The sequence below is a fragment of the Nocardiopsis chromatogenes YIM 90109 genome, from assembly GCF_000341185.1.
In the GTDB taxonomy this organism is placed as follows: domain Bacteria; phylum Actinomycetota; class Actinomycetes; order Streptosporangiales; family Streptosporangiaceae; genus Nocardiopsis_A; species Nocardiopsis_A chromatogenes.
Window position 1 is genome coordinate 1 of record NZ_ANBH01000114.1, and the last position, 21,898, is coordinate 21,898.

The window sequence follows — 21,898 nt, forward strand, 5'->3', positions numbered from 1 at the left end:
GCCCTCATCGCGGGCGAGGAGGGGGCGGACCGGCTGCTCCGCCTGTGGACCCCGGAGTTGCATGTGCGCGAGTCGTCGTAGCAGCACGGCCGCCTTTCGTGTCGTGCGCGACACGTCTGCCGGCCGACGGCGGAGGTAGGCACCCCTGACGGTGGGGCTGTCGAGCGGCAGACGTGCGGGCGGCCACTGTGCTCGGCCGCGACGGCCCGAGCGGGGCGGTTCCCCGGCCCTGTCCGCCGCTCGGTGGGCCCTTCTCAGTCCGGGAGGGCTGTGCGGCTCAGGGGAGGGCGCGGTCTTCGGCGCCCGCAGCAGCCTCAGGCGATGGTGTCCGCGGAACTTCCGTCCGACCAGGCTGGCGCGAGCGCCACGGCCCTTAGGGCGGCCCGCCTCGGTGCCGGTGCCGTGAGCGGCGCCCCGCCTGGCGGCGGGCGGCCGAGGACCGACCGTCATGGGCGGCCGCGGCCACCGTAAGTCCCACCACTTCAGCGGACGCCGCTCCCAGGCCCGCACCACGACCCCCGAAAGGGTTATGACCTGGGCGAATACTCCGTTTGAGGTACGGCCGGAGGCGGGATGCGCCCTCCGCGACGCCCCGGTGCCGACGCCGACGCTTCCAGAACACGATCTGGAAGCGAAACGCTCGCCCAGTCTGAGCATTCCGATCGGGGGTAGGGGCGGGCGCCCCCGGGTCACCCCCGCCGGGCGCCGGCGCCCCTGCACTGGACCGATATCGGCTACACGCGGAGACACCGGGCCCGGCAAACGGCCCTGGCGTACCGCCAGGGGGCCTTCGGGGAGCCGGATCCCGTTCGGGGGGCGCGTTGAACGCATGCCCGCACCGCCCCCGGGGCCGCCCCGGGCGTCAGAGAGGTGCGGGAGGCGCCCCGACCGCCGGGAAACCGGAACGGACCGGACACCGGACCGGTATCGGCGGCCCAGCCGCCTCCCGGGCCCCACTTACGCGATCGCCTCCGTCTCGACCGTCGCGGACAGCCGCGTGTCGGCGTAGGAGCGGCCCACGAGGACGTCGTAGGACCCCGGGACCAGGCGCCACGCGTGGGCGTCCTCGTCCCACGTCTGTGCCGCGCGCTTGGGAAGGGTCAGCAGCGCCTCGGCCGTCTCCCCCGGCCCCGCCTGCACCGTCGCGAACCCTGCCAGCCAGCGGGCCGGGCGGTCCCCCGGCCGGTGCGGGGCCAGGTACACCTGGACGACCTCGCGCCCCGTGCGCTCGCCCGCGTTGGTCACCCGCACGCGCACCCGGGCCAGGTCCGGCCCGCCGTCCCCCACCGCCTCGACCTCGGCGTCGTCGTAGGACCAGTCCGTGTAGGTCAGCCCGTGCCCGAACCAGAATGCGGGGGAGGCCTCCGCGCGTTCCCAGGCCCGGTAGCCGATGAACACGCCCTCGTCGTAGTCCAGGCGCCCGTCGGTCGGCACGACGTCCCACACCGGCACGTCCTTCTCCTCGGCGGGCCAGGTGGTGGGCAGGCGCCCGCCGGGCTCCTGCCCGCCCAGCAGCACGTCGGCCAGGGCCGCCCCCAGCTCCTGCCCGCCGAACCAGGTGAGCAGCACCGCGTCGACGTCCTCGCGCCACGGCATGAGCACCGGAGAGCCCGCGTTGACCACGGCCACCGTGCGCGGGGCGGCCTCGGCGACGCGCGCCATGAGCTCGTCCTGGCGTCCGGGGAGCGCCAGGGTGGTGCGGTCGAAGCCCTCGGACTCCACGTCCTCGGTGGTCGCGGCGATGACGACGGCGATGTCGGCGTCGGCCGCCGCGGCGACCGCCTCGGCGATCAGGGTGTCGTCGTCGGCCATCGGGGCGCCGTGGTTGAGGCTGAACCCGACGAAGGCGAAGTCGCCCAGCGCCTGGCCGGTGGTGTGCAGGGTGAGTTCCACATGGACCGGCTCGCCTTCGGCGAGTTCGGCGGCGGCCTCCCTCTGGGGCGGATGCAGGAAGGCGGTCGCGGGGTCGTCGCCCTCAAGCTCGATCGTCCCGTCGAAGAGCGTCTGGCCGCCGACGGTGAGGACGAATCGGCCGATGCCCGCGATGGCGAAGGTGTGCGTCCCTGAGGAGGCGGGGGTGAACGTCCCTGAGGTGACGACCTTGGACAGCGTGCCCGGAACGACGCCTTCGGGGAGTTCGCCGATCCAGCGCACAGTGCCGTCGGCGAGGGGTTCGGACGCGACCCGCACGCCGTCGGTGTCGTAGAAGGCGGCGGTCAGCGGCCCGGGAAGGGGCGGGTGGTACGCCCTCGGGTCGGCACCGACGCTGTAGCTCAGCTCCACGCCCTCGGGGAGGGCGTCGCGCAGCCCTTCCAAGGGCGTGACGGTCCGCTCGGCGAAGACGGTGGCGCTTCCGCCGCCGCTGGTGCGCGCTTCGGACGCGGCGAGCCCGATCAGCGCCACCTTGCGGATGCTCCCGCCCTCGCCCACGTCGAGGGGAAGGGCGCGGTTCTCGTTGCGGAGGAGGACGAAGGAGCGCGCGGCCACCTCGCGGGCAACGGCGCGCCCGTCCAGGGGCTCGGGCAGCTCCTCCTCCGGCACGACGGGGTCGGCGCCGTCGAGCAGCCCCACGCGCGCGGCGAGCAGGAGCATCCGCCGCGCCATGGCGTCGACGGCGGCCTCGGGAACGCGCCCCTCTTGGACGGCGGCGACCAGCTTCGCGCCGTAGACCGTGTCGGGGCCCGGCATCGCGGCGTCGAGCCCGGCGAGGGCGTCGCCCACGGTGTCCCGGGCGGCGGTCCAGTCCGACACGATGAACCCGTCGAAGCCGAACTCGTCCCGCAGAACCGCGTTGAGCTGCTGGTGCTCGGTCATGGTCGTGCCGTTGACCTTGTTGTAGGCGGCCATCACGCCCCAGGGGCGGGCGTCGGCGACGATGTGCTCGAAGGGCGCCAGGTAGGTCTCGCGGAGCGCGCGCTCCCCGACACGGTTGTCGACGGTGAAGCGGTCGGTCTCGGCGTCGTTGGCGACGAAGTGCTTGACGGTGGTGCCGACACCGCCCTCCTGCACGCCCCGCACGTAGGCGGCGCCGATCGCCCCGGTCAGGCGGGGGTCCTCGGAGTAGCACTCGAAGTGGCGCCCGCCGAGCGGGCTGCGGTGCATGTTGACGGTGGGGGCGAGGAGGACGTGCACGCCCTTGCGGCGGGCCTCCTGGGCGAGCAGGTGCCCGGCGCGCCGCACCAGGTGGGGGTCCCAGGTGGCGGCGATCGCGGTCGGGCTGGGGAGCTGGACTGAGGGGTCGTCGGGCGTCCACCGCTCGCCGCGCACGCCGACCGGGCCGTCGGACATGACCAGGCGGCCCAGGCCGATCTCGGGGGCGGGGGCGATCGCCCAGACGGAGGCGCCGGAGAGCAGGCGGACCTTGCCCTCCAGGTCGAGCCGGGAGAGCGCCTCGTCGACGCGGCGCGCCCGCCGCTGCTGGGCTTCTCGCTCTTCGGCTCCGGCGGGTTCGGGTGCGGGCATGGCGGCCCCTTTCGGTCTCGGCCCGGACGTGACCCAGTTCACCTACCGAGTACTCGGTAGAAGGATACGGTGCCGAGTGTAGGCCGCGCCCCCGGCGCGCACCAGACCCTTCGCCGGGGTAACCTCGCGGCACCGCGGCGGTCAGCGGCGGGCAGCGGCGGTCGGCAGGCGCGACGGAGAGGACCACGGGCATGGGAACAGGGCGGGAACGGCGGCGCCCCGGCTACGCGCCGGGCGGACGGCGGGACGCGATCCTGGACGCCGCTCTGGACGAGTTCGCGGCCGGGGGCTACAACGGCACGTCGCTGGCCAAGGTCGCCGAGCGGGCGGGGCTGACCCAGCAGGGGCTGCTGCACTACTTCCCCAGCAAGCAGTCGCTGCTGGTGGCGCTGCTCAACCGGCGCGACGAGGAGGACGCGGCCGCCGCGGCGCAGGACGAAGGCGTCGACCTGCTGGAGATCGTGCGCCGCAACGTCGAGCGGCGCGGCATCGTGCAGGTGTACACGGTGCTCAGCGCCGAGTCCGTCACCGAGGGGCACCCGGCGCAGGAGTTCTTCCACGACCGGTTCGACCGGCTGCGCACGGACCTGGAGACGTGGCTGCGCGACCGGCACGGCGACCGCCTGCCGTCAGGGGTCGCCCCCGGCGACGCGGCGGCCCTGCTCATCGCCGCGATGGACGGGCTGCAGACGCAGTGGCTGCACGACCCGGAGGCGGTGGACATGCCCCGGCTCGTGAGCACCCTGGCCGATGTGCTGCAGTCCCCCGCCGAGGGCGACGGCGGGGCCTGAGGCTCACCGGCCCGCGAACACCTTCCCCTTCCGGGCGGCCCAGGCCACGAGCAGGGCGGTCGACGCCACCCCCCAGGCCGCCGCCACGGGCCCGGACAGGAGCCCGGACAGAGGCGGGGCGGCGGCGAGCACGATGGCCGCAGGCCCCTGCAGGTGCCACATGAGCACCTGGAACGGGGCGGTGTTGCCCATCGGCGACTCGTAGCCCGTCCACAGGTGGGCCGGGAGGCGGCCGCGGAAGGTCCCGCCCAACGCTCCGGCCACCACGGCGGGCAGCAGCGCCGCCAGGACCAGGCCCGGCGGGCCGACCAGCAGGAGCGCCGCCGCCACGCCGGGCGCGGCCGCCAGGAGCAGCACGGCGAGCGGGACGCCCCCGTGCAGCAGCACCGCCACCGGGGGCCGGTGCGGCAGCAGGAGAAGGCGCTGCGGAACCGCGGCGGTGTAGTCGGCCCCGACGAGCAGAGGCCGCGCGGCGGCGTACAGCAGCAGCGCGGCCGCCACCGCCGCTCCCGCTCGGATCGCGGGGTCCGCCCCGGCCCCCGCCGCGACCGCGACGGCCGCCAGGGCGGCGGTGACCGCCGAGCGGACCGGCGCCGCCGGGTTCCGCAGCAGCCCGGTCGCGTCACGCCAGAACACCAGGGCTCCGGGCCGGGACGGCGGGGGCAGGCGCAGCCGGGTGGAGGGGGCGCGGCCCGGCCCTTCCCGCAGCATGTCGTGGCCCCAGGTCGGCTCGTTGAGCCATACCCCGTAGCGGAGTGCGGCGTGCATGTCGGCCCGCGAGCGCAGGGCGTCGGCGGGGATGCCGCCGATCGGGCGCTCGGCCGCCACGGCCGCTGCGGCGACCACGGCCGCCGCCAAGCCGAGCACGCCCCATGGGCCGCTGGCGGCCAGGGCCGACAGCGCTGCCGCCGGGGCGTCCCAGAGGCCGAGCGCGGAGGCGAACAGGAGGGCGCTGGCGGCCAGGGCGAAGGGGGTCAGCCAGGCGAGCACCCGGGTGCCCTCCGGGAAGCGGACGACGGCGGCGCCGACCGCGGCGCTGCCCACCCCCACCAGGCCTCCGGCCAGGATCGCGGGGACGAGGGCGACCGACCCGATCACCGCGGCGGCGGCCAGCCCGGACAGCCCGCCCGCCGCACCCCGGACGGCGTAGGCGCGCAGCAGCAGCGGCCGCAGCAGGGGACGGCGCGGGACGGGGAGCACCAGGAGCCAGTCGACCATGGGGCGCTCGACCGCGATCGGCCCGCGGACCAGGGCGTCGCGGACGGACAGCCACACCACCGCGAGCACCGCGAGTGCGACCAGCTCCGGGAGCACGGGAGCGACGCGCCCGGCCCACGCGGGCGGTTCGGGGGCGGCCAGGGCCGAGTCCAGCCAGGACAGGAACGACATCCCCGCCATGAGGGCGGTGAAGACGGCGATGTAGACGCTGGTGGCCCTGCTCTCGGCCGAGCGGCCCCGGGCGGCCCGGCGTGCCCGGCGCAGGTGCCGGACGGCCTCGACGGCGGCTACCGGGGGCGGAGACGGGGCCGGGTGCGGAGCCGGAATCACGACAGGTCCGTCCGCGCGTCGCAGACCCGCTCGGCGAGGGCGTCGTTGTGCGTGGCCAGGAGGACGGCCGTCCCCTGCTCGCGCGCCTCCTCCACGAGGACGGCCAGCAGGTCGCGGGCGTCCCCGTCGAGGTGGCGCTCGGGCTCGTCGAGGACGGCCAGCCGGGCGGGCGGCCGGACCAGGAGCCCGGCGAGCATCATGAGCTGCTGCAGCCCTTTGGACAGGCGCCCGGGCGCCATGTCGGCGTGCCCGGCGAGGCGGCAGCGTTCGACGGCCCGGCCGACCAGGTCCGCGGCCCCGCGCCCGGCGCCGTGGCCGATGGCGGCCAGCTCCAGGTGCTCGCGGACCGTCAGGTCGGGGTAGAAGACCGCCTCGTCCAGGACGAACACGTCCCGCCGGAACCCCAGGTCCGCCTCGCGCGGAGGCCGCCCGCACACCCGCACCTCGCCTTCGGCGGGAGCCTCGCGCCCCGCGACCACGCGCACGAGCGTCGACTTGCCCGCACCGTTGGCGCCGCGCACGGCGAGTCCCCCGCCCGCCTCCAGGCGCAGGTCGACGGGGCCGAGGACGCGCCGCCCGCCGTAGCGCTGCACGACGCCGTCCGCTGTGAGTACCGGATCCACGGTCCTGAGCATGCCAGGGCCCGGCAGCGGAGGCCGCATCCCGGTCGATGTCCTGACGCGTCCCGCGCGTGGCGGAAAGGCCCCGGACGCCGAGGATTGAGAACATAGGCCGCCATGAACGGCCTTGAGATGATCCTGGTGCTTCTGGTGGGGCTCGCCATCGGGGCGGCCCTGGGGTGGATGCTGGCGCGCAGCCGCACCGCCGAGTCCCACGCCCGCGCGCGGGCCGCCGAGGAGCGCGCCGCCTACATCGAGGAGCAGCTCGCCGACAAGTTCCGCGCACTCTCGGCGCAGGCGCTCGACGACACCAACCAGCGCTTCCTGGAGCTGGCGGAGGGGCGCCTCAGGGCGGTGGGGGCCGAGGCGGGCCAGGACATGGAGCAGCGGCGGCAGGCCGTGGAGCGGCTGGTCGAACCGCTGCAGCAGGCGCTCTCCAAGGTGGAGGGACAGCTGCGCGAGGCCGACGCCGGACGCAGGGCGGCCCACGCCGAGCTGGCCAAGCAGGTCGAGTACGTCAGGGAGGGGTCGGACCGGCTGCGCGACCAGACGCGCGCGCTGGTGACCGCCCTCCGGCGCCCGGAGGCGCGCGGGCGCTGGGGCGAGATGCAGCTCCGGCGCGTGGCCGAGATGGCCGGGATGAGCTCGTACTGCGACTTCGAGGAGCAGGCGAGCGTGCGCACCGACGACGGGGTGCAGCGGCCGGACATGGTGGTGCGGCTGGCCGGGGGCAAGAACATCGTCGTGGACTCGAAGGTGTCCCTGGCGGCGTACCTGGAGGCGGCCGAGACCGACGAGGAGGACGTGCGGGCCGAGCGGCTGCGCGCCCACGCCCGCCACCTGAGGGCGCACGTCGACCAGCTCTCCGGGAAGGCGTACTGGAGGGCGTTCGACCCGGCCCCTGAGTTCGTGGTGCTGTTCATCCCCGGAGAGGCGTTCCTGGCGCCCGCCTTGGGGGAGGATCCGGGGCTGCTGGAGTACGCGATGGGGCGCAGGGTGCACATCGCGACGCCGACGACGCTGGTGTCGCTGCTGCGGACGGCGCAGTACGCGTGGCAGCAGGAAGCGTTGAGCGAGAACGCGCGCGAGGTGTTCGAGCTCGGCAAGCAGCTGCACGCGCGCCTGGCGAAGCTGGGCGGCCACGTGGACGGGCTGGGGCGCGCGCTGTCCCGGGCGGTGGCCTCGTACAACCAGACGGTGGGGTCGCTGGAGAGCCGGGTGCTGGTGACGGCGCGCCGGTTCGAGCGGCTGGGGCTGGTGGAGGAGGAGCTGGAGGCCCCGCGCGGGGTCGAGGACCAGGCGCGGCCGCTGGCGTCGGCCGAGCTGACGGCCGAACTCGCAGGGGATCCGGCGGCCGGGTCGAACGGTGGGCCGCCCGACGGGCCGAGCGCCGGGACGGCCGATCCGCCGCACCCGGAACCGGAGGTTGCGCTGCCCGGAAACGGGGAGGAGGAAACGGAAAACGGCGCGGAGTCGGCCCGCGCCGAACTGTACGGCGGCGCCTTCGCCCCACCGGATCCGGAAGACGCGGCCGACACGGCCCCCGGGAAAGAGCACGATTATTCACCACGGGTGACACACTGAACACTGTGAGTCATACAAGGGAGCGTGCGGGCATGGCCACGCGGAACACGGAGACGCCTGAGGACCCTCGGGCCCCCTTCTTCGTGCCTCCGCCGCCCCGCCGGCGCGGAAGCACCGACCCGGCCGCCGCACGGTCGGACTCCGGGACGACATCCACGCCGAAGAGCGGGAAGGCGAGGGCACCGTCCCGCGCCAAGGGGCCCCGCAAGCGGCCCCGGGAGGCGCCGCAGCACAAGGGTCGGCAGGGGAGGCAGGGACGTCAGGAGGCGGCGGCCCGAAAGGCACCGCAGAGGACACGGAAGCCGCAGGCGGGCGGCGAGGCGGCCGCGGCCGGTGTCGCCGGGATCCGGCTGACCGGGCGCGGCGGCGTGCTGGTGATCATGGCGGCGAGCCTGTCGGCCGCGCTGACCGCCGAGGCCACCGGGTGGGGGTTCCTCAACGGGGCGGCGTTCGTGGCGGCCTGCGTCGTGGCGGCGCTGCTGGTGCGGCCGTCGGACCTACTGGGGCTGACCGTGAGCCCGCCGCTGGCCTACTTCACGGCGGCGGTGGCGGCCGAGTGCGTGCTGACGCTGGGCAGCACCGGCTTCGTGCGCGCGCTGGCGCTCGGCATGGGCACGCGGCTCGCCGACATCGCGCCGTGGCTGTTCCTCGGCACCGCGCTTGTCCTGATCATCGCGGTGTTCCGCGGGCTCCCCTCCAACGTGCGGGACTTCAGCGACGAGCTCAACGGGCGCCGCCCCCGCAGCTGAGGCGCACGGCTGAGGCACACGGCGGCGGGGCGTCAGAAGGGCGCCGGGAGGTCGCCGCGGGCAGTCACGGAAAACCGGTGTCGGCCATCGGCGCGTCGCTGGCAGACTGCCCGGCATGATCCCGTTCTCCGATTTCGACACCCGTGGGTACCCGACCGTCGACGTCGCCAGCGGCTACGGCGCCTGGGCGCAGACGTACGAGGGCACGGTCGAGGACCTGATGGACATCGACCTGTTGGAGCGGCTGAGCGGCCCCGAGTGGGCGTCGGTGCGGCGCGCGGCCGACCTGGGCTGCGGGACCGGCAGGACCGGCGCCTGGCTGCGCGAGAAGGGGGCGCGGGGCGTCGACGGGGTGGACCTGACCCCGGAGATGCTGGCGATCGCGGAGGAGAAGGGGGCTCACGAGAGCCTCCGCGTGGGCGACGCGACCGACAGCGGGTTCGAGGGTGGGGCCTATGACCTGGTCATCTCGTCCCTGATCGACGAGCACCTGCCGGACGTGGGGCCGCTGTACGAGGAGGCGGCGCGTCTGGCCCGGCCGGGCGGGTGGCTGGTGATGGTGACGTTCCACCCGCAGTTCATGATCACGACGGGGATGCCGACCCACTACACGGACAAGCGGGGGCGGTCGTTCACGATCGCGACGCACCTGCACTTGGTGAGCGACCACGTGAAGGCGGCGGTGGCCGCGGGTTGGCAGCTCAGGGAGATGCACGAGGGCGTCGTGGACGACCGGTGGGTGGAGTTGAAGCCGAAGTGGGCCAAGTTCCGGAGCACCCCGGTGTCGGCGGTGTACGCCTGGCAGAAGTAGGACGGTAGAGCCCCGCGCGCGGGGCTTCCGCAGCCGACCTGCGGGGTCCTGAGGAGGGAGGCGAGGGCGCCCTGCGTGACGCGGGGTGCCCCAGGATCCGGGCCACAGCTTTGGCGATGCGATGGTCCCATCCCCGCGCCGTGGGGAACACCTACACGCCGCGACCCGACCGGCTAGCTCGCGACGGGCCATCCCCGCGCTTGCGGGGCGCACACTTCCTCACCTGGGGCGACGACGCCCGTTATGCATATGAGACCGAACGCGGAAAGCCTCTGACCTCATTCCGCCCCGATACCACTCTCAAGTTGTCCTCGGGCCGAGTCTAGAACGGCGTGTCCGACTCGCCGTTCCCGTTCCCGTTACCTTCGGGCGCGTTCTCCTCCATGGCCACCGCCAGTTTCGCCCGTGCGCCCTCAAGCCACTGTTCGCACGTCTTCGCCAGCTGCTCGCCGCGCTCCCACAGGGACAGCGACTCCTTGAGGGTCAATCCCCCCGACTCCAACCGGCGGACGACCGAGTCCAGCTCCTCGCGGGCCTCCTCGTAGCTGAGCTCCGGCTCCTCGTCCGTCCCCGTCTGCTGCGAGTTCTGCGCGTTCTCCGCCTCAGCGGCCTCGGCGGTGCTGCTCTTCTTCGCCATTTCCCTCACTCGTCCCCGGTCTCGTCTGCGCCGTCCGCACGGTCTGCCCCGCCCGCGCTGTCCGTGTCGTCCGCGTCATCCGCCTTGTCGCCCGCAGTGGCCTTCAAGCTGTCCTCGGCGAACCGCAGCCGCAGTTCATCGCCCTTGGACACCTCATCGGCCGAGCGGACCACTCCCCCGTCCGGCCCCTGCACGATCGCATAGCCGCGTGCCAGCGTCGTCGCGGGCGACAGCGCGTGCAACCGCGCCCTCGTGTGCTTCAGGTCGTCGCCCGCCCGGTCCAGCGACACCGTCACGCACCTGCGCGCGCGGTCCCGCAGCCCCATCACCTGCTCGGTCAGCCGGTCCATCTCCTGCACCGGGTTGGCCAGCACCGGCCGGGAGCGCATGCCCTCCAGCCACGCCGTCTCCCGCGCGAGGCCGCCTTCGATCACCCGGCGCGCGCGGTGGCGCAGCCCCCGGATGAGCTCCAGCTGCTCCCCCACGTCCGGAATGGTCTTCTTCGCCGCGTCGGTCGGGGTCGACGCCCGTACGTCCGCCACGAAGTCCAGCAGCGGTGTGTCCTGCTCGTGCCCGATCGCGCTCACGACGGGCGTGCCCGCCGCCGCGACCGCGCGCACCATCGCCTCGTCGGAGAACGGCAGCAGGTCCTCCAGACTCCCTCCGCCCCGCGCGATGACGATGACGTCGACGCCGGGTTGCCCGTCCAGCTCCTTCAGCGCCTCGGTCACCTCGCCCACCGCGCGGTCGCCCTGCACCGCCACCTCGCGCACCTCGAACCGGACCGCGGGCCAGCGGCGGCGCCCGTTCTCCAGCACATCGCGCTCGGCGGCCGAGTCGCGCCCGCAGATCAGCCCCACCGTTCCCGGCAGGAACGGCAGCGGGCGCTTGCGCGCCGCGTCGAAGACGCCCTCGGCGGCCAGGGTCTTGCGGAGCTGCTCCAGCCGGGCGAGCAGCTCGCCCAGACCCACGTGCCGGATCTCCAGCGCCAGCAGGGAGAACGTCCCGCGCGCCACGTAGAAGTCGGGCTTGGCGTGGACGACCACCCGCGCGCCCGGCTCCGGCACCGGGGTGGTGGCCTGCAGCACCCGCAGGGGACACACCACGCGCGCCGACACGTTGGCGACCGGGTCGCGCAGGGTGATGAAGGCGGTGCCGCCGCGGCGGTTCAGCTCGGCGATCTGCCCCTCGACCCAGATGCGGCCGAGGCGCCCGATCCACCCGCCGACCGCCTGCATTACGACGCGCACCGGCTGCGGGGACTCGGCGGAGCTCTCCATACCCATGGGTCAGAGCCTAGAGGAGCCCAGCGACGGTTCCCTTCGCGGCGAGCCGGGGCGGCCCCAGGGCGTCGCCGGAGCGTCACACGATGTCGCGGGCCGTCAGCCGTCCCATACCTCGCCGACCACGCGCAGGACGTCCGGCGCCTGGGTCCGGCCCGCCCGCGCCGCCGGCGCGCGGAACTTCGGGTCCAGCACATTGCCGCCGAACGCCGCCACCGCCTCCTTGTCCGGCGTGACCAGCACCGTCCCGGGGGCGCCGGGCAGGTCGGAGAGCTGGGCGGCGGGGCCGGGCAGCGGTCCGACCCCGTGCGCGATGGGGGCGAGGACGACCACGCGGTCGTACCCGGCGGCGAGGTCGGCGTTGGCCGTCGAGTACACCCCGCCGTCCATGTAGACCGAGCCGTTGACGGGCACCGGAGGCCACACGCCCGGCACCGCGCAGCTGGCGGCGACCGCGTCGACGATGGGCGCCCCGCTGTGCCGGTCGAACACCTTGCGGCGTCCGGTACGGACGTCGACGGCGGTGACGCGCAGGTCGGTGTCGGGCCAGTCGTGGGAGACCAGGCGGCCCGCGATGACGGCGCGGCGCTCGGCGACGGAGGCGTTCGGGCGGCGGATCGCGCTGCGGTGGGCGGCGCGGCCGATGCGGGCCCGCGCCCGGTCGGGATCGCGTTCGGCCAGGTACGCCGAGGCGAGGCGGAGCAGGCCCGCACGGGACAGGTGGGCGGCCACCTCCCCGTCCGGGGGCGCGAGCTGGCGTTCGTAGAGCTTGGTGAGCGGCATGCCGGAGGTGATCTGCGCGCCGACCACCGACCCGGCGGAGGTGCCGACGACGAGGTCGGCGCCCGTGAGGTCCAGCCCGGCCTCCTGGAGCCAGGACAGGACGCCGATCTCCCAGGCGATCCCGGTGATGCCTCCGCCGCCGAGCACAAGGGCCTTGCGCATGCCGAGCCTCCTCGTTCTCCGCCCGGCGGGCCGGGCCGAAAGAGCTGTCCAGGGGCCAGAATATGCCGGTCGGTGGCGCGGACCACACCCGCGGGGGTGCGGGGACCAGGGCGGCGACGGCTGAGCAGGTGCCCCGCCCACGGGCCCCGGCCGGGCGGCGGGCCGTCGGGGGCGAGGAGATCAGGGCAGCGACGTCGCTGGACAGCAGCTCTTACGCCGACGCTGTCGGCCGCCCGGCGTGTACGTGGGCACCGGCGGGGCGGCGACACGGGTCGGCCTAGAGCCCCGGGCCGCTCCGCGTTGATCTCAGGGAAGGCCGCGCTCCGGACAGAACAGGCGTATTGAGCGGAGGTCGGTGATCCTGGGTGGCGAAATCGCCACCTGATCGCCCAAATGGTGTCGATTCCACCGCGCAGGATGCCCCGGGATCCGCCGGACGGCAGGCGGGGCAGGGGAACCGCCCCGCCCCGACCCTCGCCGCCCATCACGGCGACCACGAACACGCCGCACGGCCGACGGCGTTGCGGGAATGGCCTCCGGCCCTCCTCCCCGTCGCCCGCGAGCGGAGTACCGACCGTTCGCGTCGCCGCCGTCCTCGGTGTCCACGCACACACCGCGCGGTCGGCAGCGCGGCGAGGAGGGCCGCCCACCCCCTCGCCGCCTTCTCCGATTCCTCACTTGACGATGTGGAAAGTCAGTGGTTCACTTTCCGACATGGAAACTCAGAACCCCCCGAACGGCCACCCCTCCCCCGAAGAGGCCGCGGCCGCGCTGCGGGAGACCGAGAAGCTCACGACCGATGTCGCCGGTGTCAAGGTGCCCGCCTGGTACTTCCCGGCCCTCGGAGCCGTCGTCGCCCCCTACGGCCTGATCACCGTCCTCCCCGACACCCCGCTCGGCATCGGGGCCACGTTCGCCGGAATCGCGGCCTTCCTCGCCGCCGTCCTCCTCATCGCCCACTACGGCGTCAAGCAGATGGGGGTGCTGCGCTGGCTCACCTGGAAGGAGACCTGGCCGGTCTTCGTCCCGTGCGGAGTGCTCACCGTCGCCGCCCTCGCGGCGAGCTTCGTCATCGACTCCAACTGGCTCTGGGTCGGGCTCTCCGCCGCGATCGGCGTCGTCATCGCCGCGTTCGGCCCCTACCACCGCCGCACCAGCCCCTACTACAAGCAGAGCGATTCCCAGTGACGACCGACCCCGCATCCACCGCGGCCGACGGCTTCAACCCGACCATCCACGCCCCGAACCGGCTCAAGATCTGCGCCGCGCTCTACGCCGCGGGCTCCGGCGGGCAGGTGGAGTTCGCGACCGTGCAGGACAAGCTCCAGATCAGCGCATCGGTCCTGAGCAAGCAGGTGAGCACCCTGGTCGGCGAAGGGTACGTCCACCAGAACCGCGCCACGCGCGACCACAGGCAGCGGGTCTGGCTGTCGCTCACGAAGGAGGGGCGCGCCGCCTACGAGGCCCACGTCGCCGCACTGCGGGCGATCGTCGAAGGCTGACCGAGGCGTCGGCCGAGGGCCGACCGAGAACCGCCCCTCCCGCACCATGTCCCCCTGGGGACTGGCACCTTCCCTCAAGTGTCGAGCCAGGGACGTGAGATTCCCACGAACGAAGCCCAGACGATACCGTCCAGGGCTTCGTTCGCACTCAGGTGGTTCTACAGGTCGTCGGCCTTCACCTCTGCGAGGAGAGCGGCCCACGCGGTCGCTGAGACAGTGACGTGCCCGAGAGCGCGATTCTGAGTGTCTCGCACGTCCACCGTTCTACCGTTGTCCGGTGTTCGTGCCTCCACGCATTCACCGCCGCTCCCGTCGGAGTAGGTTGATTTGCGCCATTCCCGGTTCACAGCGACTCCCGTACCTCTCGAATGCGTTCCAGGGAAGCCCTAGGGGGAAGGGCTTCCGCTTGCAACTGGCCGAACAGCGTCATGGCCTCGCCTACACGGTCCGCCGTGTCTACGGTCTCACCGCCCATCATGTGTTCCGCGTACAGGACCGTCTGCGCGGATGAGAGCGTGAGCAGGCGGAACGGTGCGCACAGCCCCGGATGGTCCTGCGTCGTCGGGATCACCTGGATGCGGACCGCTCCGGGGTCCGCGAGGGACACCAGGTGGTCTAGCTGTCCTCCCATGATCTTCTCATCACCGATGACACGGGATATCACCACCTCGTCCATGACGAACCAGAGCAGGGGATGTGGGTCCGCGAGGGCCTGTAGCCGCTCCGTGCGTGCGCGAACCATGTGTTCCACGCTGTTCCCGTCCGCGTGTACGCGTCGTGCCCGGATCAGAGAGCGCGCGTAGTCCCCGGTCTGCAGAAGGCCGGGGATGAGCAGCGGCTGATAGTGCCGGATCTCGGACGCCCTGCGCTCAAGCATCAGGTGGTCGCGGAACCACTCGGGAACGTCGCGACTGTCGGCCAACTCGGACCACAGCCGGACCAGCGCGCCATTGGCTTCCAGCACGGAGTCGAGGGCTTCCGCGTGTTCCTTGCGAGGGCTACGGGTCCCGCGCTCGATTCCGCTGACCATCGCTTTCGAGACGGCTACCGCTTTACCCAGCTCACCTTGTGACCAGCGCTTTTCTGTCCGGAGCCGGCGCGCTTCCGAACCGAACCGCGCCCAACGGGGGGAAGGGGTCTCAGACATGCCACAAGCATCGAGCAAACGACTACAGACGTCTACGAATACTCGGGACAGTTCCGAGAATGTAGCTTTCCTGGCAGGTCATCGACTCTCGCAGGACAGTAGATAGCGAGAGCCCCGGCGACCGCTGGCACGGCCCCGGGGCGTGGCCACCGACGTCGGGAGTCGATGACATGTCCATCCTGCCACCCCAAAGCGGGCGTGAACGCCGCGCCGGATGCGTTCCACGTCGAAGCGACTGCCTTGCCACCGCCCATGCGCCTAGGCCGCCGTACCTCGCGCCACTACAGGCCATTCCGGCTGAGCGCTCGCGGGGTGCGGCCCGCCCTCGCCCCTACGCCCCTCTCCCGCACGCCCCGGCTCCGGATGCTTGCCCCGTGTCGTCCCGGGCACGCGCCGTGCGGCCCTACGTGCTCCACGCTGAGCAGCGGCGGCGTGAGGCGGTGAGCGCGCGATGAACGCCCTCAATCCCGTGAAGGTCGCCACCTGGGCAGCTTTGGAGAAGGTGGCCCAGGCCCACGGCGCAGCCATGACGGTGGTCGCGGAGGACTGGAAGTCCATCACCTATGAAGTCACCGCCGAGTACATGGACGGCGCCGTCCGCGTTCGCTACATCCACCGCATCCCCCCGGCGGCGGCGCTGCGCCGATGGGAGCGCACCTTCATCGTCGGTCTTCATCACCGCGACGGCGCCGCCGACTGCACGCACGTGCGCCACGTCATGGCGCCCACGACCGGCCCGGGCGCTCCGGACTCGGCCGTCCTGGTCGCCATGGCGGTCGTGGAGCGTGAGAAGCGTGCCGCCTGCGGAGCCACGGCCGCGACCCTGACCGCCCACCTGGTCGTCCGCGCGGCCGAATGGACGGGTGACTGACCTCCGGCTCCGCCCCTGAATCGAGGGGGAGGGACGGAGCCGGACAGCGCGACCCCCGCCGCAGACAGCGCGACGGGGGTCGCCTTTCTCGGAACGGCACGGTGGCCGTCCAGGTCAACCGGGTCCCGGGGATGGGGCACGGCACCCCGGCCCGTCCCGGGAACGGCCCAGAGGAGTGCGGCCAGAGCGGCCGGTACTTCCCCGACACCATCTGTTCCAGCCGCCACCTGCTCCGCTTCTTCGGCCTCCAGGAGTGACCGATCGATGTGAAAGGCCCCCGTCGGGGCCTTCACCACCCGGGCCGTCAGGTCGTACACGGCGACAGGGCGCCCCGGCCGGTGGAGGCGAAGGACGGCGAGGGTGCCGGATGTCTCCGTGTCCTCCGGCTCGCCCCTGCATCCGGCGTCGCCGCAGATCCGCCGCCCCCGCCCAGCGGTTCGCGGGCCCCGTCTTCCCTCCCCTACGACGTGCCTGACCCGGAAGCCACACTCACTGAGAGGACCGCCCGCTCGACGGAGAAGGGTGCTCACGCTCCAGCGGAACCTCCATCTCCAGGAGCGCCGAACTCATGGACTTGCCGTGCGCGTCGAGGCGCAGGGATTCGGTGACCGTGTCCCCCGGCGCGCGCGGGCATACGAACAGCAGTGCGCCCACCCCGTCCATGCGGTGCCGCACCACCTCGCCCACAACGCGCTCCCCCAGGTGCCGACCGACCTCCTCGGGGGTCACCGCCTCGCACAGCACCGGGTAGAGGGCCGGTTCGTAGGGGATCAGTGAAAGGGTCGTCACGTTCCCCTTGTCGCCCGCGCGCGAGTGGGCGATCTCGTAGAGCCGAACCATCAGCCCTCCTCCGCCTCGGTCGGAGACTCCGGCGCGCGCCCGGCCACGCGCACCACCGCGGTCTCCACGGCGTCACGGGGGATTCCGGCGGACAGCACGCCCACCACCTCGTCCACGCGGACCCGCACACCGCCGCCGCCCGCGGGCCCGGAGGTGTACAGCGCTTCGACCTCTTCGGCGACCGCCTCCGCCGCCTCACGCTCCTGGGAGCGCCCGGCGACCCTCAGGCGGCATTCGTAGGGTTCGGCGCCCTCCCGTTCCCGAGGGCCGTGCATCGCGTCCACGCCGACCACCTCGATGCGCAGGTCCCGCACCGCCCCGCCCAGGCGTTCCCGGACGACCTCCCCGGCCAGGCGGGCCCGCCGCACCGCGCCCCGGCCCGCGTATCCGATCTCGCCTTCGCCGCGGAAACCCGCCCTGTACCCCACGCTCACCTTGAGGGCGTCGGGCCGGGGCCGCCCGGCGGCGCCGCGCACCTCCACCCGGTCGGGGCCGACGCGGTCGGCCCGCACGGCGGTGAAGTCGGCCGCCACGTCCGGGGTGAGGTAGGCCGCGGGATCGGTGACCTCGTAGGCGAGCTGCTCGGCGACGGTGCGGGTGTCCACCACCCCTCCGGCCCCGGGCAGCTTGGTCACCACCGCGCTCCCGTCGGGGGCGACCTCCCCCAGCGGGTAGCCGAGGCGGGCCAGGCCGGGGACGGTCTTGTAGGGCGGGTCGGCGAAGTACCCGCCGGTGAGCTGCCCCGCGCATTCGAGGAGGTGCCCGACGGCGGTGCCGCGCGCCAGGATGTCCCAGTCGTCGGAGGCCCAGCCGAAGGCGTGCATCATCGGCGCGAGGAAGAGGGAGGGGTCGGCCGCCCTGCCGCACACCACCGCGCGCGCCCCCGTCTCCAGGGCGGGAAGCAGCGCGTCGGCGCCGACGTAGGCGTTCGCCGACACGATCTCCCCATGCTCGCCGAGCGGCCTGCCGTCCTCCCATGCGGGCTGGTCCAGGTCGATCCGGTCCAGGACGTCGTCCCCCACCACGGCCGCGGCGTCCATGGGAGCGCCCGCCTCCGCCGAGACCCGGGCGACGAGGCGCGCCGCGGCTTCGGGGTCGGCCGCCCCGGCGTTGGTGACCAGGCGCGCGCCCGTTCCGGCGAGCGGCCCCGCCAGCGCCCGGATGCGCTTGGCCAGCAGCGGGTCGGCTCCGGCGGACGGGTCGCGCAGGCGGCGCGCCTGGGCGAGCGCGACCGTCCGCTCCCCGAGGCACTCCAGTGCCAGGTAGTCCAGGCGCCCGTCGCGGACCAGGTCGACCGCCGGGGCGATGCGGTCCCCGGCGAAGCCGGCGCCGCATCCGATCCGGATCCGGTTCATCGTCGTCCCCCCATCGCGTGGTTCGCTCAGCCGGTCCAGGCGGGCACGGCGCCCGTCAGTACGGCGGCGGCGAGCATGATCAGGCTGACCAGCCATGCCCAGGGCAGCAGGAAGCGGATGTGCGCGCCGATGGGCACCCTCGCCAGGCCGGTCAGCAGGAAGAAGGACCCGGTGAGCGGGCTGATCGGGAACCCGACCGTCTCCTGCCCGACCAGGGACGCGCGCGCCAGCGCGTCCGGGTCCGCGCCGAAGCCCGCCCCCACGGCGTCGAGGACCGGCAGCACGGCGAAGTAGTAGGCGTCGGGGCCGAACAGCAGGCTCATCGGGACGCCGAGGGCGCCGACGACGAGCGGCAGCGCCGGGCCCGCGGCCTGGGGGACCGCCCCGGTGAGCGAGGAGGCCATCGCCTCGATCATCCCGCTCTCCTCCATGACACCGAGGAACACCCCGGCCGCCAGGAGTGTGGAGGCCATGAGCACCGCCCCCTGGGCGTGTGCGTTGATGCGCTCGGTCTGCGCGCGCATGCCCGGGTAGTTGACCACCAGCGCGGCCACGAGGCCGATCATGAACACCAGCTCGGGCGAGAGCACGCCCCAGATCAGCACGCCGACGACCGCGGCCGTGACGGCGGCGTTCACCCAGAACAGGCGGGGCCGGGCGTGCTCGGAGGCGGTGTGCCGGGGGCCGCCCGCGTCGGCGCCGACCGGTCCTGCGCCGGTCGCCTCGGTAGCCGCAGTGGCCTCGGTGGCCGCAGTGGCCCCGGTGGCCTCGGTGGCCGCCGCCAGGCGCCTGCGCTCGCGGCGCCCCAGGAGGTAGGCGACGGCGATCGCCGCGACGATCCCGACGGCCTGGGCGGGGACCAGGGGCGTCCACAGGTCGTTCGCCCCGGTGCCCACGGTGGTCGCGGCGCGGGCGGCGGGCCCACCCCACGGGACGAGGTTCATCACGCCCGCGCCGAGCCCGGCCAGCGCCGCGAGCAGCAGGCGCCGCATGCCCAGCGCCTCGTAGAGCGGGAGCATCGCGGGGACCGTGATGAGGAAGGTCGTCGCCCCGGCGCCGTCGAGGTGGCAGGCCATGGCCAGCACGACCGTGGCGACGGAGATGGTGACCGGGTCGCGCCCGGCGAAGCGCAGGACGCGCTCCACGACGGGGTCGAACAGCCCGGCGTCGCGCATCACGCCGAAGAACAGGATGGCGAAGACGAACATCGCCACCGTTCCGACGACCCCGCCGACGCCGGCGGAGACGAAGCCGGTGATCTCCCCGGGCCCGAATCCGGCGAGCGCGGCCGCGGCCAGGGGCACGGAGATGAGCGCGACGACCGCGCTGACGCGGTTCGACAGCAGGAGGACGAGCAGGACGGCGATCGTCGCGAACGCCAGGGCCGTGAGCATGCCGGGGCCTCCTCGGCAGGGGGAGACGTGCGCCGCCCGGGTGCGTGACGGCGATCACTTCCGATCATGGTGAGGGGGCCGATCGTTGCCTGTCCAACATCAGAAACCCATAGACTTATGCTGTGGGATCATGGATCTGACTTTGCGGCAGTTGGCGGCGTTCGAGGCGGTGGCGCGGTGCGGCGGGTACACGGCGGCCGCGCGGGAGCTTCGGGTCTCCCAGTCGTCGCTGAGCCGGACGGTGCAGGAGGTCGAGCGGCTGATGCGGGTGCGGCTGTTCGAGCGCACCACCCGGTCCCTGCGGCGCACCGCGGAGGGCGACGCGCTGCTGGCCGCGGCCGAACGGGTCCTGGGGACGCACCGCGCCGAGATGAACCGCCTGGACCGGGTGCTGCGCGGGGACGAGGGCACGGTCACCGTCGCGACGCTGCCGTCGGTGGCGGCGGTCCTGCTGCCGCCGGTCATCGCCGACTTCCGCGCGCGTCACCCCGGGATCGCGGTGCGGGTGCTGGACGGGATGGCCCGGACGGCGCTGGACCGGGTCGCCTCGGGCACGGCCGACCTGGCGGTGACGGCGCTGGACCCGCGGCCCGTCGGGCTCTCCGTGCGCCCCCTGGTGCGCGACTCCTTCTTCGCGGCGCTTCCGCCCGGACACGCGCTGGCCGCTCAGGAGCAGGTGACGTGGGCGCGCCTGGGGCAGGAGACGTTCATCGCCTTGGGGGCCGACTCCAGCGTGCGGAGGCTGACCGACCGCGCCTTCGAGGAGGCGGGCGGCGCGCCCGCCACGGCGATCGAGGCGGGGAACGTCTCGACCGTCGGGGGCCTGGTGGCGGCGGGCCTCGGGGTCACGGCGCTGCCGTCGCTGGTGCGCGTGCTGATGGGGTTCGCCGACATCGCGCACAGGCCTGTGGAGGAACCCGTGTGGAGCCGGGAGATCGGTGTCGTGACACCGCGGGGCCGGACACCGTCGCCCGCGGCCGCACGGTTCCTGGAACGCTTGGAGTCGGCCCCCGACGTGACCGGCCTGCTTCCCGAGGGCGCCGAACGGGTGTGACCGGGCCCCTCCCCCTCGGTGCCGCAGGGGTCGGCCGCAGTGCCACTGCCCGCCCGGCCCGCGAACGCCTCCGGGGCCTTCCGTGGCGGTCGGTTCCTCTTCAGGGTCGTCGTGCCCGAGAGGAAGGCGCTCACGGGCAGCGCCACACCGAGGGCGTTCATCAGGGGCGTCCGCCACTCGGGGAGGGGGCCCGGAACCTGCCCGGCATGAAGAGCAGGACCAGGACGCCGACCAGCACCACGTGGACTCTGGGCGGGCCGACGTTCTCCTCGGAGCGGGCCTCCTCGGTCATGCCCGACTTTCAAACAAAAGAAAGGGGGGCGGGGCTGCCTCTGCCGCCTCTCCCCGTCCGTGGGTGCGCGGGCGTGTTCGGCCCGAGGCGGCGGCCTACTGGTCTTCGCTCTGGAGCTTGGCGATGCGGTTGTCGTACATCTTCACGAACTCCGGGCGCTCCTGGTGGGCGACCTCGTAGGCGCGGAGCAGGCGGACCTCGTCGATGGTGAGCTTGCGCAGGCGCGCCCGGATGGACGGCAGGGTCAGCCCGTCGTAGTTCGGGACGGGCAGGTCCTCGGCGGCGGGGGCGGAGTCCTTGCGGACCTTCTGCAGCACCTCGTCGCTGGCCACGTGGGTGTCGTCGGTGTTCGCGGACAGCTCTTCGGCGACGGCCTCCCGCTCCTCCGGCTGGACGAGGCGCTCGGGCCCGTCGGACTCCTCCGCCTTCCCCGCCGCCTCGGCGCCGGTGGTTTCCGCGTCCTTCCCGTCGGCCGCGGAGCCGTCCGAATCGGCGGCCTGCGCCCCCGCGGGCTCCGTTTCGGCTCCGGCGGACTCCTCCGACCGCTCGGCCTCTTCCCGGCCGGCCGCCCGGTCCTCGACGGCGTCCTCGGTCGCCGCGTCCGTCGCGGCCGCCCCGTCCGCCACGGCGGCCTCGGCCGCCTGCTCGGGGACGGCGGGCTTCTCGGACTTCTCCGCGGAGGCGGGGGCGGCCGCGGCGGGCTCGCCCTTCTCCTTGCGCCCGAAGATGCCCTTCACCATGGTCACGAGCTTGTTGACGGTCGACGCGTTCGACATTGGACTGGGGCTCCTGCCGCTGTCGCAGTGCTATACGGGGGTGGCTGCTATCGGGGGTATAGGCGTATGGGGGTACGCAAGTCAACCAGGATAGGGCTGCAAGGGTCCCGTGAAGGGTGCCGTATTGGGTACGAATTCGCCATCTCGGGACGCAACCGATCGCTGACCGTTATCCCTTCTCCACCGGCACCGTAGGGCACCGTGCCGACCGGCGGCCCCAGCGGCCCCGGGGCGGCG

At 73.8% G+C, this 21,898-nt stretch carries 22 protein-coding genes; 9 read left to right on the forward strand and 13 right to left on the reverse strand.

Going from position 1 to position 21,898, the window contains the following annotated elements:
* Positions 1 to 957: 957 nt before the first annotated feature.
* Positions 958 to 3,462, reverse strand: coding sequence for a beta-glucosidase family protein (locus D476_RS0111450; protein ID WP_017624089.1), 2,505 nt, complete (start codon positions 3,460 to 3,462; stop codon positions 958 to 960).
* Positions 3,463 to 3,653: 191 nt separating this feature from the next.
* Here D476_RS0111450 and D476_RS0111455 point away from each other — a divergent pair, with 191 nt between their 5' ends.
* Positions 3,654 to 4,253: a TetR/AcrR family transcriptional regulator gene (locus D476_RS0111455; protein ID WP_017624090.1), complete on the forward strand. Its 600-nt coding sequence runs from the start codon at positions 3,654 to 3,656 to the stop codon at positions 4,251 to 4,253.
* 3 nt (positions 4,254 to 4,256) lie between these two features.
* Here D476_RS0111455 and D476_RS0111460 read toward each other — a convergent pair whose 3' ends face one another.
* Together D476_RS0111460 and D476_RS32995 are read right to left on the reverse strand one after the other, a co-directional pair.
* Positions 4,257 to 5,801 (reverse strand): hypothetical protein, encoded by a 1,545-nt coding sequence (locus tag D476_RS0111460; RefSeq protein WP_017624091.1) that lies wholly within the window; start codon positions 5,799 to 5,801, stop codon positions 4,257 to 4,259.
* The gene (locus D476_RS32995; protein WP_160167439.1) at positions 5,798 to 6,424 is read right to left on the reverse strand and encodes an ABC transporter ATP-binding protein; all 627 of its coding nucleotides are present in this window, start codon (positions 6,422 to 6,424) and stop codon (positions 5,798 to 5,800) included. Before D476_RS32995 ends, D476_RS0111460 begins: the two co-directional genes overlap by 4 nt.
* A gap of 114 nt (positions 6,425 to 6,538) precedes the next feature.
* On the opposite strand from D476_RS32995, the gene D476_RS0111470 reads away from it, so the two are divergent.
* The 3 genes from D476_RS0111470 to D476_RS0111480 all read left to right on the forward strand — a co-directional run bounded on the left by D476_RS0111470 (position 6,539) and on the right by D476_RS0111480 (position 9,565).
* The gene (locus D476_RS0111470) at positions 6,539 to 8,005 is read left to right on the forward strand and encodes a DNA recombination protein RmuC (RefSeq protein WP_017624093.1); all 1,467 of its coding nucleotides are present in this window, start codon (positions 6,539 to 6,541) and stop codon (positions 8,003 to 8,005) included.
* 368 nt (positions 8,006 to 8,373) lie between these two features.
* Positions 8,374 to 8,754 (forward strand): DUF6542 domain-containing protein, encoded by a 381-nt coding sequence (locus D476_RS40070; RefSeq protein WP_239648680.1) that lies wholly within the window; start codon positions 8,374 to 8,376, stop codon positions 8,752 to 8,754.
* A gap of 115 nt (positions 8,755 to 8,869) precedes the next feature.
* Entirely contained in the window at positions 8,870 to 9,565 is a 696-nt protein-coding gene (locus D476_RS0111480) for a class I SAM-dependent DNA methyltransferase (protein WP_017624095.1), read from the forward strand.
* 322 nt (positions 9,566 to 9,887) lie between these two features.
* Here the strand turns inward: D476_RS0111480 and D476_RS0111485 are convergent, their stop codons facing one another.
* The 3 genes from D476_RS0111485 to D476_RS0111495 form a co-directional block, all read right to left on the reverse strand.
* Positions 9,888 to 10,202, reverse strand: coding sequence for an exodeoxyribonuclease VII small subunit (locus tag D476_RS0111485; protein ID WP_017624096.1), 315 nt, complete (start codon positions 10,200 to 10,202; stop codon positions 9,888 to 9,890).
* A 5-nt stretch (positions 10,203 to 10,207) separates the two neighbouring features.
* Positions 10,208 to 11,488, reverse strand: a complete 1,281-nt coding sequence (gene xseA / locus D476_RS0111490) for an exodeoxyribonuclease VII large subunit (protein WP_017624097.1) — start codon at positions 11,486 to 11,488, stop codon at positions 10,208 to 10,210.
* A gap of 96 nt (positions 11,489 to 11,584) precedes the next feature.
* Entirely contained in the window at positions 11,585 to 12,430 is an 846-nt protein-coding gene (locus tag D476_RS0111495) for a patatin-like phospholipase family protein (protein WP_017624098.1), read from the reverse strand.
* A 714-nt stretch (positions 12,431 to 13,144) separates the two neighbouring features.
* Here D476_RS0111495 and D476_RS0111500 point away from each other — a divergent pair.
* On the forward strand, positions 13,145 to 13,618 hold the full coding sequence (locus tag D476_RS0111500) for a hypothetical protein (RefSeq protein WP_017624099.1): 474 nt from the start codon (positions 13,145 to 13,147) through the stop codon (positions 13,616 to 13,618).
* Positions 13,615 to 13,932 carry a transcriptional regulator gene (locus D476_RS0111505; RefSeq protein ID WP_017624100.1) on the forward strand — a complete coding sequence of 106 codons (318 nt, stop codon included), beginning with the start codon at positions 13,615 to 13,617 and terminating at the stop codon, positions 13,930 to 13,932. The genes D476_RS0111500 and D476_RS0111505 overlap by 4 nt, the downstream gene beginning before the upstream one ends.
* A gap of 158 nt (positions 13,933 to 14,090) precedes the next feature.
* On the opposite strand, the gene D476_RS36275 is transcribed toward D476_RS0111505, so the two are convergent.
* Positions 14,091 to 14,279 carry a DUF397 domain-containing protein gene (locus D476_RS36275; RefSeq protein ID WP_083939492.1) on the reverse strand — a complete coding sequence of 63 codons (189 nt, stop codon included), beginning with the start codon at positions 14,277 to 14,279 and terminating at the stop codon, positions 14,091 to 14,093.
* A complete protein-coding gene (locus D476_RS33000) occupies positions 14,276 to 15,079 on the reverse strand; it encodes a helix-turn-helix domain-containing protein (RefSeq protein WP_040726079.1) in 804 nt (267 codons plus the stop codon). Before D476_RS33000 ends, D476_RS36275 begins: the two co-directional genes overlap by 4 nt.
* A 451-nt stretch (positions 15,080 to 15,530) precedes the next feature.
* On the opposite strand from D476_RS33000, the gene D476_RS0111515 reads away from it, so the two are divergent.
* Together D476_RS0111515 and D476_RS37405 are read left to right on the forward strand one after the other, a co-directional pair.
* A complete protein-coding gene (locus tag D476_RS0111515; RefSeq protein ID WP_017624102.1) occupies positions 15,531 to 15,950 on the forward strand; it encodes a hypothetical protein in 420 nt (139 codons plus the stop codon).
* 101 nt (positions 15,951 to 16,051) lie between these two features.
* Positions 16,052 to 16,207, forward strand: a complete 156-nt coding sequence (locus tag D476_RS37405) for a hypothetical protein (RefSeq protein ID WP_017624103.1) — start codon at positions 16,052 to 16,054, stop codon at positions 16,205 to 16,207.
* A 232-nt stretch (positions 16,208 to 16,439) separates the two neighbouring features.
* On the opposite strand, the gene D476_RS0111525 is transcribed toward D476_RS37405, so the two are convergent.
* From D476_RS0111525 to D476_RS0111535, 3 genes are read right to left on the reverse strand one after another with little or no spacing between them, the layout of a single operon-like run.
* A complete protein-coding gene (locus D476_RS0111525; RefSeq protein ID WP_017624104.1) occupies positions 16,440 to 16,790 on the reverse strand; it encodes an AtuA-related protein in 351 nt (116 codons plus the stop codon).
* Entirely contained in the window at positions 16,790 to 18,145 is a 1,356-nt protein-coding gene (locus D476_RS0111530) for an acyclic terpene utilization AtuA family protein (protein ID WP_017624105.1), read from the reverse strand. Before D476_RS0111530 ends, D476_RS0111525 begins: the two co-directional genes overlap by 1 nt.
* 26 nt (positions 18,146 to 18,171) lie before the next feature.
* Complete coding sequence (locus D476_RS0111535; RefSeq protein WP_017624106.1) at positions 18,172 to 19,539, reverse strand: CitMHS family transporter; 1,368 nt, start codon at positions 19,537 to 19,539, stop codon at positions 18,172 to 18,174.
* 130 nt (positions 19,540 to 19,669) lie between these two features.
* Here D476_RS0111535 and D476_RS0111540 point away from each other — a divergent pair, with 130 nt between their 5' ends.
* Positions 19,670 to 20,593 carry a LysR family transcriptional regulator gene (locus tag D476_RS0111540; RefSeq protein WP_026123426.1) on the forward strand — a complete coding sequence of 308 codons (924 nt, stop codon included), beginning with the start codon at positions 19,670 to 19,672 and terminating at the stop codon, positions 20,591 to 20,593.
* 160 nt (positions 20,594 to 20,753) lie between these two features.
* Here the strand turns inward: D476_RS0111540 and D476_RS39730 are convergent, their stop codons facing one another.
* Both D476_RS39730 and D476_RS0111550 read right to left on the reverse strand, forming a co-directional pair.
* Complete coding sequence (locus tag D476_RS39730; RefSeq protein ID WP_017624108.1) at positions 20,754 to 20,885, reverse strand: hypothetical protein; 132 nt, start codon at positions 20,883 to 20,885, stop codon at positions 20,754 to 20,756.
* A 95-nt stretch (positions 20,886 to 20,980) separates the two neighbouring features.
* Entirely contained in the window at positions 20,981 to 21,661 is a 681-nt protein-coding gene (locus tag D476_RS0111550; RefSeq protein WP_017624109.1) for a hypothetical protein, read from the reverse strand.
* Positions 21,662 to 21,898: the final 237 nt, after the last annotated feature.

Bases quoted from the DNA above. Each gene is read 5' to 3' on its own strand.
- D476_RS0111450 (WP_017624089.1), bottom strand. From the start codon at position 3,462: ATGCCCGCACCCGAACCCGCCGGAGCCGAAGAGCGAGAAGCCCAGCAG.
- D476_RS0111455 (WP_017624090.1), top strand. From the start codon at position 3,654: ATGGGAACAGGGCGGGAACGGCGGCGCCCCGGCTACGCGCCGGGCGGA.
- D476_RS0111470 (WP_017624093.1), top strand. From the start codon at position 6,539: ATGAACGGCCTTGAGATGATCCTGGTGCTTCTGGTGGGGCTCGCCATC.
- D476_RS0111480 (WP_017624095.1), top strand. From the start codon at position 8,870: ATGATCCCGTTCTCCGATTTCGACACCCGTGGGTACCCGACCGTCGAC.
- D476_RS0111485 (WP_017624096.1), bottom strand. From the start codon at position 10,202: ATGGCGAAGAAGAGCAGCACCGCCGAGGCCGCTGAGGCGGAGAACGCG.
- xseA (WP_017624097.1), bottom strand. From the start codon at position 11,488: ATGGGTATGGAGAGCTCCGCCGAGTCCCCGCAGCCGGTGCGCGTCGTA.
- D476_RS0111495 (WP_017624098.1), bottom strand. From the start codon at position 12,430: ATGCGCAAGGCCCTTGTGCTCGGCGGCGGAGGCATCACCGGGATCGCC.
- D476_RS0111500 (WP_017624099.1), top strand. From the start codon at position 13,145: ATGGAAACTCAGAACCCCCCGAACGGCCACCCCTCCCCCGAAGAGGCC.
- D476_RS33000 (WP_040726079.1), bottom strand. From the start codon at position 15,079: ATGTCTGAGACCCCTTCCCCCCGTTGGGCGCGGTTCGGTTCGGAAGCG.
- D476_RS0111515 (WP_017624102.1), top strand. From the start codon at position 15,531: ATGAACGCCCTCAATCCCGTGAAGGTCGCCACCTGGGCAGCTTTGGAG.
- D476_RS0111525 (WP_017624104.1), bottom strand. From the start codon at position 16,790: ATGGTTCGGCTCTACGAGATCGCCCACTCGCGCGCGGGCGACAAGGGG.
- D476_RS0111530 (WP_017624105.1), bottom strand. From the start codon at position 18,145: ATGAACCGGATCCGGATCGGATGCGGCGCCGGCTTCGCCGGGGACCGC.
- D476_RS0111535 (WP_017624106.1), bottom strand. From the start codon at position 19,539: ATGCTCACGGCCCTGGCGTTCGCGACGATCGCCGTCCTGCTCGTCCTC.
- D476_RS0111540 (WP_026123426.1), top strand. From the start codon at position 19,670: ATGGATCTGACTTTGCGGCAGTTGGCGGCGTTCGAGGCGGTGGCGCGG.
- D476_RS39730 (WP_017624108.1), bottom strand. From the start codon at position 20,885: ATGACCGAGGAGGCCCGCTCCGAGGAGAACGTCGGCCCGCCCAGAGTC.
- D476_RS0111550 (WP_017624109.1), bottom strand. From the start codon at position 21,661: ATGTCGAACGCGTCGACCGTCAACAAGCTCGTGACCATGGTGAAGGGC.